6 protein-coding genes and 2 pseudogenes are annotated in these 7,169 nt (G+C 75.1%); 3 read left to right on the top strand and 5 right to left on the bottom strand.

Going from position 1 to position 7,169, the window contains the following annotated elements:
• The 5 genes and pseudogenes from MNZ29_RS23025 to MNZ29_RS23045 all read right to left on the bottom strand — a co-directional run.
• Window positions 1–954, bottom strand: a pseudogene (locus MNZ29_RS23025) (translocation/assembly module TamB); the annotation flags it as partial.
• Window positions 954–2,984 carry an outer membrane protein assembly factor gene (locus MNZ29_RS23030; protein ID WP_242341493.1) on the bottom strand — a complete coding sequence of 677 codons (2,031 nt, stop codon included), beginning with the start codon at window positions 2,982–2,984 and terminating at the stop codon, window positions 954–956. The gene MNZ29_RS23030 and the pseudogene MNZ29_RS23025, both read right to left, overlap by 1 nt.
• 99 nt (window positions 2,985–3,083) lie before the next feature.
• Window positions 3,084–3,842 carry a hypothetical protein gene (locus MNZ29_RS23035; RefSeq protein ID WP_242341492.1) on the bottom strand — a complete coding sequence of 253 codons (759 nt, stop codon included), beginning with the start codon at window positions 3,840–3,842 and terminating at the stop codon, window positions 3,084–3,086.
• 131 nt (window positions 3,843–3,973) lie between these two features.
• Window positions 3,974–5,455 carry an NFACT RNA binding domain-containing protein gene (locus MNZ29_RS23040; protein ID WP_242356939.1) on the bottom strand — a complete coding sequence of 494 codons (1,482 nt, stop codon included), beginning with the start codon at window positions 5,453–5,455 and terminating at the stop codon, window positions 3,974–3,976.
• 85 nt (window positions 5,456–5,540) lie between these two features.
• Window positions 5,541–5,690, bottom strand: a complete 150-nt coding sequence (locus tag MNZ29_RS23045) for a hypothetical protein (protein ID WP_242341563.1) — start codon at window positions 5,688–5,690, stop codon at window positions 5,541–5,543.
• A gap of 238 nt (window positions 5,691–5,928) precedes the next feature.
• Here MNZ29_RS23045 and MNZ29_RS23050 point away from each other — a divergent pair, with 238 nt between their 5' ends.
• The 3 genes and pseudogenes from MNZ29_RS23050 to MNZ29_RS23060 form a co-directional block, all read left to right on the top strand.
• Entirely contained in the window at window positions 5,929–6,558 is a 630-nt protein-coding gene (locus MNZ29_RS23050; RefSeq protein WP_242341564.1) for a MotA/TolQ/ExbB proton channel family protein, read from the top strand.
• A 3-nt stretch (window positions 6,559–6,561) separates the two neighbouring features.
• Window positions 6,562–6,975, top strand: coding sequence for a biopolymer transporter ExbD (locus tag MNZ29_RS23055; RefSeq protein WP_242341565.1), 414 nt, complete (start codon window positions 6,562–6,564; stop codon window positions 6,973–6,975).
• 3 nt (window positions 6,976–6,978) lie between these two features.
• Window positions 6,979–7,169 (top strand): annotated as a pseudogene (locus tag MNZ29_RS23060) (hypothetical protein); the annotation flags it as partial.

Genomic DNA, 7,169 nt, shown 5'->3' on the forward strand with positions numbered 1-7,169 from the left:
CCCGGGCGGCGCCGCGGGCCCGCCGGCGTCGGCGCCGGGCTCGACGTGCGCGGCGGCGGTGAGGCGCGCCCCGTCCGACTCGGCGTAGACCGTGGCGGCGAGATCCGCGCCGCCGCCCACCTGCGGCAGGAGCGCCCGCGCCTGGTCGCGGGCGACGTCGAGCCGGGTGATGGCGACACGCCCGGCGAGCGTGGCGACGTCCACGTCCCCCACGAGCGAGACCGCCGTACCGCCCAGGTTCGCCTGCAGGAGCCGCGTCCGGACGCGGTTCCCCCGCTTCTCCGCCACCACGTCGAGCGAGATCGGCGCGGCGATCGGCAGGTCCTGCACGCCGCGCAGGCGCAGCTCGAGGTCGGCGTCGGTGGGGCCCCACGTCCCGCGAGCGTCGAGGTCGAGGTCGCGACCCTCGAGGCGCGTCGCGCCGTCCGCGTCCACCCACCACACGTCGCCGCCGCGGATGGCGAGCGACGTCACGCGCACCGTCAGGCCGCCGCCGCCGGGCGCGGGCTCCTGCGGCGGCTGTGCCGGGCGCGGCGGGGACGGGTGGGCCGACGCGAACGCGCGCGCGAGCGAGAGGCCCCCGCCCTCCTCCTCCTCGAGGAGCACGGTGGGCCCTTCGAGCGCGACCGCGAGGCCCACGCTGCCGCGGCGGAGCTGGGTCACGTCGATGGCGACGCGCGCCCGGTCCACGGCGAGCACGAGGTGCCCGTCGGGATCGACGACGCGCAGGCCACGGATCTCGACCGCGCCGTCCGCCCGCACGACGAGGGCCGCGAGCTCGAACTTCCCGGCGAGCGCGTCGTCCACGAGCCCGATCACCAGCCGCGCGACGATGGGGCGGCCGAAGGAGGAGGTCGCGAACAGGGTGACCGCGGAGAGGAGCACCCCGACGAGCGCCGCGAGGCCGAGGAGGGCGATGCCCGCGAGGCGGAGCGCGGCGGCGAGCGCGCGCACTAGAACGCCTCGCCGATGGTGATGTGCACCGCGACGATGGGCTCCCGGTGCTCCCTCGGCGCGCTCGGGTTCGAGGGGACCGCCGGGAAGCGGTGGTTGAACGGCACGCCGGCGGAGAAGTCCGTCGGCAGCCGCATGCCCACGTCCACCCCGATCGGGCCGAGCTGCGTCCCGTAGCGCAGCCCGGCGCCCGCGGCGAGCTGCACGTCGCGCGGATCGAGGACGGTGCGCCACTCGGTGCGGCTCGCGCTCGGCGCCGCCACGTTCGCGCCGTCCACGAAGACCGTCCCGCCCCAGCTGCCCGAGATCGCGTAGCGCAGCTCGATCGAGCCGTCGACGAGCCCGTTCCCGCCGATCGGCACCCAGTCCTTGTTGTTGTCTTGCACCATGGGCGACATCCGGCGCGTGTAGTAGCCGCGCATGGAGATCGGCCCGCCCGCGTAGAAGCGCGCGACGATGGGCGGCGTGCCGGGCTCGGCGAGGGGGACGAGCGCGCCGACCCGCGCCCGCGCGCCGAGCACGAGCGACCGCGACAGCGGCCAGAACCCGCGCACCTCCGGGAGGAGGCGCAGGTAGCGATAGCCGATGTTCACGATCCGGAAGCCCTCCTGCACCGAGAGCCCGACGTAGTAGCCCCGCCGCGTGTTCACCGGGTCGTTCCGGCCGTCCCAGGCGAACCGCTGCTCCAGGTAGGAGAGCAGGCAGACGCTGCTCGGGCAGCCGACGAGGAGCGGCCGGGTCTCCACGTCCGGCAGCCCCGGCGTCGGCGTCACGACGGCCTGGCGCTCGCGGGAGAGCTGGTACACCTCCAGGTTGTAAGAGGGCACGAACGTCCAGCGCGGCGCGATGCGGACGGGAAGGCCGAGCTGGACGCGCTCCGACCAGAAGGCGTAGGCGGCCTCGAGCCCGCGCTCGAGCTCCACCCGGCTCGACACGTCGATGCGGCGCGCGATGGCGGCGGGCTGCTGGTACTCGAGCCCGAGCTGGCCGACGATCCCCTCGCGCTGCCGCGCCCACGGGGTCGGCAGCCAGGCGTAGCCGGCGCGCAGCTCGACCCCGACCTTGCGCAGGTCGCCGAGGAAGTTCCGGTGCTGCCACCCCGCGTTCGCGCGCGCCTCCCAGCGCGTCGCCTCGATGCCGAGCCCCGGCCCCGCGCGGATGGTGCGGAACGGCGCCTCGCGCACGGCGACCACCACCGGGATGATCCCCCGCTCCACGTTCGGCGTGCCGCGCGTCACCCGCACGCCGGCGAACACGCCGAGGTCGAACACGCGCGCCTGCGCCTTGGGCAGCTTCGAGTCGTCGAACCAGTCGCCCGCGGTCACGTCGATGGAGGCCTGCTCGCGGATGAGGTCACGCGAGACGGCGGCGGTGCCCGCGACGAAGATCGGCCCGAAGCGGAAGCGTCGCCCCGGCGTGACCTCGTAGGTGACCTGCGCGGTCCCCTCGAGCGGGAGCACCTGCGCGGACTGCTTCACCTCCGCGTTCGCCCAGCCGGTGGTGCGGAGCGCCGAGGTGATGGCCCCCTTCGTCCGGTCGTAGTCGGACACGCGGAAGACCTCGCCCACCTCGAGCGGCAGCTTCTCGAGCCGCTTGCGGGCGTCGGGCGCATCGTCGAGGCCGGTGACCCGCACCTCGGTGACGTGCACCGGCTTCCCCTCCGAGATCCGCAGCTCCACCCGCACCCGGCCCCGCCCATCGGGCAGGACCTTCACCTCCTCGACGCGCGCCTCGTAGTAGCCGCGCTCGCGGTAGTAGGCCTCGATCCGGCGCCGGTCGACCGCCAGCGCGTCGGGATCGAGGCGGAAGCCCTGGCGCGCGACGAGCCCGGTGACGCCCGGCGGCGCGGCCGGCTCCTGCGTCGCGAGCTTCGCCTTGATGTCCGCGGCGTCGAGCGCCTTCACGCCCGTGAGCTCGACCTTCGTGACGATGGGCTCGCTGGCGGTGCCGCGACCGCGAAGGCAGCCGGACGCGCCGAGCGCGAGGAGCGCAACGAGGACGACGAGCGCGGGGGCGGCGCGGCGCACCATGGGGCCCCGGGATTATGGCCCACCCCGGCGGGCACCGCCGGCATGTTTCGGGCGCCTGGCGGCGCGCCCGATGGGGGTTGCCGCTCGGTGACTGCGCGCCTACCCGGGCGCGGAGAGGAGCAACCCGAGGTTGCGCTCCTCCCACGCCTTCGCCCGCGTGAAGTCCGGGTACGCGCGCTCGCGCCGGCGGAACTCCGCGCCGTGGACGACGCGGCGCCCGTTCACCTCCCGCGCCGGCACCGCCTGGTGGAGCATCTCGTGGAACACCACCATCGCCACGTAGAACTCGGGCACCTCGGGGCGGTCCAGCGTCGGGTGGATGCGGATGATGCGCGCGTCCTGCACGTACACCCCGGTCTTCACGGTGCGGCGCCGTCGCCCGCCGCGGACCGGCCCCCATCCGATGCGCGCCTCGATGGCGCCGGCGAAGTGGGCCCCGTTGAGCCGCTCGTAGATCGCCTGGAGATCATGGGCGCGACCGCGCGGCTGCAGCCGATCGGCGCGCGGGACTGCGATGCGCGCGCGGTTGTGTCGGACGAAGGCGTCGATGCGGGAGCCGGCCTCGCGCCGGCGGGCCGCGGCGCCGCGCGCGGGGCCCGCGAACGCGGCGAGGGCCCGGACGACGTCCCCGGGGGCCTCGAGGAACATGTGGTGGACGCGGTAGTGCAGCCCCGCCGGGCCGCGCCGGAACGACACCATGGTCGAGCGGTTGTCGTGCACGGTGAGGCGCACGCGCTCGGCCAGGATGTCGGCGAGCGAGTCGGCGAGCCGGCTCGCGGCGGAGAGCTTGGCCTCGCGCGTCGCACGGCGCGCGTCGAAGAGCTCGAGCTGTCGGTTGGCCTGCGGGGGACGGGGCACGGGCGGGCCCGATCCTACGGAGGGGGGCTCCCGCCATCAAGGGCCGCCCCCACGACCGGCGCGGCTCACGGGTGTCGTGCGGGCGGACGGGCAGGGCCTCGGCCGGTGCGGGCGCCCTGAACCCCGAAGACTCAGCCCTCCGTCCCCTCTTCCTCCGCGAGCAGCCGCTCGACGCGCTGCGGCTCGCTCCGGAGCAGGAGGACCTTTTCCTGGCTGTAGGTGACCGCGCCCGGGGCGGCGCCCTTCTGCTTGCGGACGAACTTCGCGCGCGTGTAGGCCACGTCGGCCTGCGGCTCGCCGCGGGCATCGGAGAAGTGCACGGCGAGGTTCGCGGCGTCGAGGAGCGTGTCCTGGTCCGGCCCGCGGCCCTTCTCCAGCCGCACCACGACGTGCGCGCCGGGGATCCCGCGCGCGTGCAGCCAGAGGTCGTTGCCGCGCGCGACGCGGAGCGTGAGCCGGTCGTTCTCGGCCGCGCCGCGGCCGACGAGGATCGCGGCGCCGCTCGCGGAGCGGAACGCGCGATAGGGGACCGCCTCCTCGCGGGCGCGCGCGCGCTCCGCGGCGCTCCGGGAGCGCGCGGGCTGCTGCGGCCGCGGGCCCGCCCCCAGCCGGCGCGCCTCGCGCTCGAGGCGCGAAAGCTCCTCGAGCGGCGCCCCGTCGATCTCGCCGAGGAGCGCGCGGAGCGCCGCCTCGCGGCCGCGCACCTCGGCCGTGCGCGCCGCCACCCGCGCGGCGCTCTCCACGATCCGGCGGTAGCGACGGTAGTACCGCTCCAGGTTGGCCTGCGGCGTGAGCGCCGGGTCGAGCGCCACCTGGACCTCGCGCGGCCCCTCCTCCGTCCACTCGGTGACGGTCACCTCCCGCGCGCCCCGCTTCACCGCGCGCAGGTTCGGCTTCAGGAGGTCCGCCATCCGCCGGTCCGCCTCCGCGGCGGGGACGCGCGCCGCCTCCTCCGCGAGCTTCGCGAGGGCGCGCCCTGCGCGGGCGACCCCGGCGCGGACCGGCTCGCGCAGCCGGCGGCGGGCCTCGGCGACGATCCGGTCCTGCTCGAGGGTGGCGTAGTGCGCCTCGATCGCTGCCGAGAGCGGGAACGGCGAGGCGGGGTCGGGCGTGAAGCGCGGCCGCTCCGGGCGGGCGGGCGGGTTCGCGGGAGGCTCGTAAGGCTCGCCCGGGACGAGCTTGCGCCGCTGGGAGAGGTTTCTCCCCGCGCTCGCCTGGATGATCCCGTCGGCGCCGAGCAGGAAGAGGTTCCCGTGCCGCCCGGTCAGCTCGCCGACGAGGCGGAGCGCGCCGCGAGGCGTCTCGAAAGCGAGGGCCACCACGCGATCGCCCGGCAAGGACTCGATGCCGACGAGGCGCGCGCCCTCGATCTCGCGGCGCAGGACGGCCTGGAAGGGGAACGGCGAGGGCGGCTGCGGCGGGCGTGCGCGCACGGCGTGGAGGCGCGTGACGTCCGGCTCGGCGGAGAGGAGGAGCAGCGCAGGGCCGGAGCGGCCGTACAGCTCGAGGGTCAGCGCCCGCTCGGCGTGGACCCGCACCGCGTCGACGCGCGCTCCGGCGAGCGGGGCGAGCTCGCGGACCACCGCGTCGATCTCTCCGGCGTGAAGCGACATGCCGCGGATCCTAACGACGAAGGCCCCAAAAAAGCAGCGGCCGCCCGGAGGCGGCCGCGGCGCTGCGCGATGAAGCGCGCCGTCGCTACTTCTTGGCGGTCTTCTTCGCCGCCTTCTTCTTCGTCGTCGTCTTCTTCGCGGCGGGCTTCTTCGTCGTCTTCTTCGCAGGCATCGTGTTCCCTCCTCGGAACGTCCATCCGATGTCGCTTGTCGCTGGACATTCAAGAATGGACAAGTTGCGCGGAGGTTAGCGCGCCGAGATCACACACGTCAAGCAAGCGTCTCGCGAATTTCACCCGCGCGACGCGCGGAGGCGCGGCGCGATCGTCCGAGAGATCGTCTCGCGGTCCGTGAAGCGGCGCGTATGGGTTCACGAAAGGTGATCGGAGCGCGCCGCGCCCGCGCGCCTGCGTGCCTTGACTTCGCGACGTGCGGATCGTTACGTCCCGCAGGTGTTTTAGAGAGGGGAAGCCATGCTCCAGACGAAGCTCCTCGCGTTCACGAACCTCGGCGCCGAGTGGGTGCTGTGGCTCCTCATCGGCCTCTCGATCGCTTCGGTCGGGATCATGATCGAGCGCCTCGCCTTCTTCCTCTCCCGCCGGGCGATCGACGTGGACGCGCTGCAGGCGCGCCTCCTCGATGGGGACCTCGCGGGCGCCGCCGCCGCCGTGGCGGGACGCCGCGGGATGGAGGCGGACGTGGTGCGCGCCGCGGTGACGCACGCCGCGAAGGGGCCCGAGGCCGTCCGCGAGGTCGTGTCGGGGACGATCGAGCGGGCCCGCATCGAGTACGAGCGGCGGCTCGCCTTCCTCGGCACCCTCGGCAACAACGCCCCCTTCATCGGCCTGTTCGGCACCGTGCTCGGCATCATCCGGGCGTTCGTCGATCTCTCGCGCAACCCGGGGGCGGCCGGCGCGGGCACCGTGATGGCAGGGATCAGCGAGGCGCTCGTCGCCACCGCGGTCGGGCTGTTCGTGGCGCTCCCCGCGGTGGTCGCCTACAACCTGTTCCAGCGCGGGCTCCGCCGCACGGCGCAGCGCGCGACGGCGCTCGGGCACGCGGCGGTCGCGCACCTCGAGGCGCGCCCCGTCAGGGAGGCGTGACCGATGGCCGGATTCTCCGGCGGCGAGGACGAGGACGACCTCATCAGCGGCATCAACGTCACGCCGCTCGTCGACGTCGTGCTCGTCCTGCTCATCATCTTCATGGTGACGGCGACGTACATCGTCCGCGCGGCGATCGAGGTCGAGCTGCCGCGGGCCGCCCACGGCGGCGAGACGACCGGCACCGTCCTGACCGTCGTGCTGACGCGCGACGGCAAGGTCTTCCTGGACGGGGTCGAGCGGAACGATCAGGAGGTCGTCGCGCGGACGCGCGAGGCGGTCCGCAAGGACGCGGGCACGCGCGCCATCATCTCGGCGGACAAGGGCGCGCTGCACGGCGCGGTGGTGCGCGCGATCGACCTCGTGCGCGACGGCGGCGTCACGCGGTTCGCCATCCACGTCGAGCGGGAGCGGTGACGGATGGGGCGCCTCGAGCCCCACCTCGCCTACGCCGTCTCCGCCGCGCTCCACCTCGCGGCGCTCGGTGCGCTCTCCCGGCTGCCGCCCCTGCCCGCGCCCGGCGAGGACCTCCGAGTGGAGGTGATCGACGCCGCGCCGCCTCCCGCGCCGGAGCCGCCCGCCCCCACCCCGGAGCCGGCGCCGCCGCGCGA

Source organism: Anaeromyxobacter sp. SG64, assembly GCF_022690745.1.
Taxonomy (GTDB): Bacteria; Myxococcota; Myxococcia; order Myxococcales; family Anaeromyxobacteraceae; genus Anaeromyxobacter; species Anaeromyxobacter soli.

Excerpts from the sequence above, each read along its gene's own strand:
- MNZ29_RS23030 (WP_242341493.1), bottom strand. The coding sequence starts at position 2,984 with ATGGTGCGCCGCGCCGCCCCCGCGCTCGTCGTCCTCGTTGCGCTCCTC.
- MNZ29_RS23040 (WP_242356939.1), bottom strand. The coding sequence starts at position 5,455 with ATGTCGCTTCACGCCGGAGAGATCGACGCGGTGGTCCGCGAGCTCGCC.
- MNZ29_RS23050 (WP_242341564.1), top strand. The coding sequence starts at position 5,929 with ATGCTCCAGACGAAGCTCCTCGCGTTCACGAACCTCGGCGCCGAGTGG.
- MNZ29_RS23055 (WP_242341565.1), top strand. The coding sequence starts at position 6,562 with ATGGCCGGATTCTCCGGCGGCGAGGACGAGGACGACCTCATCAGCGGC.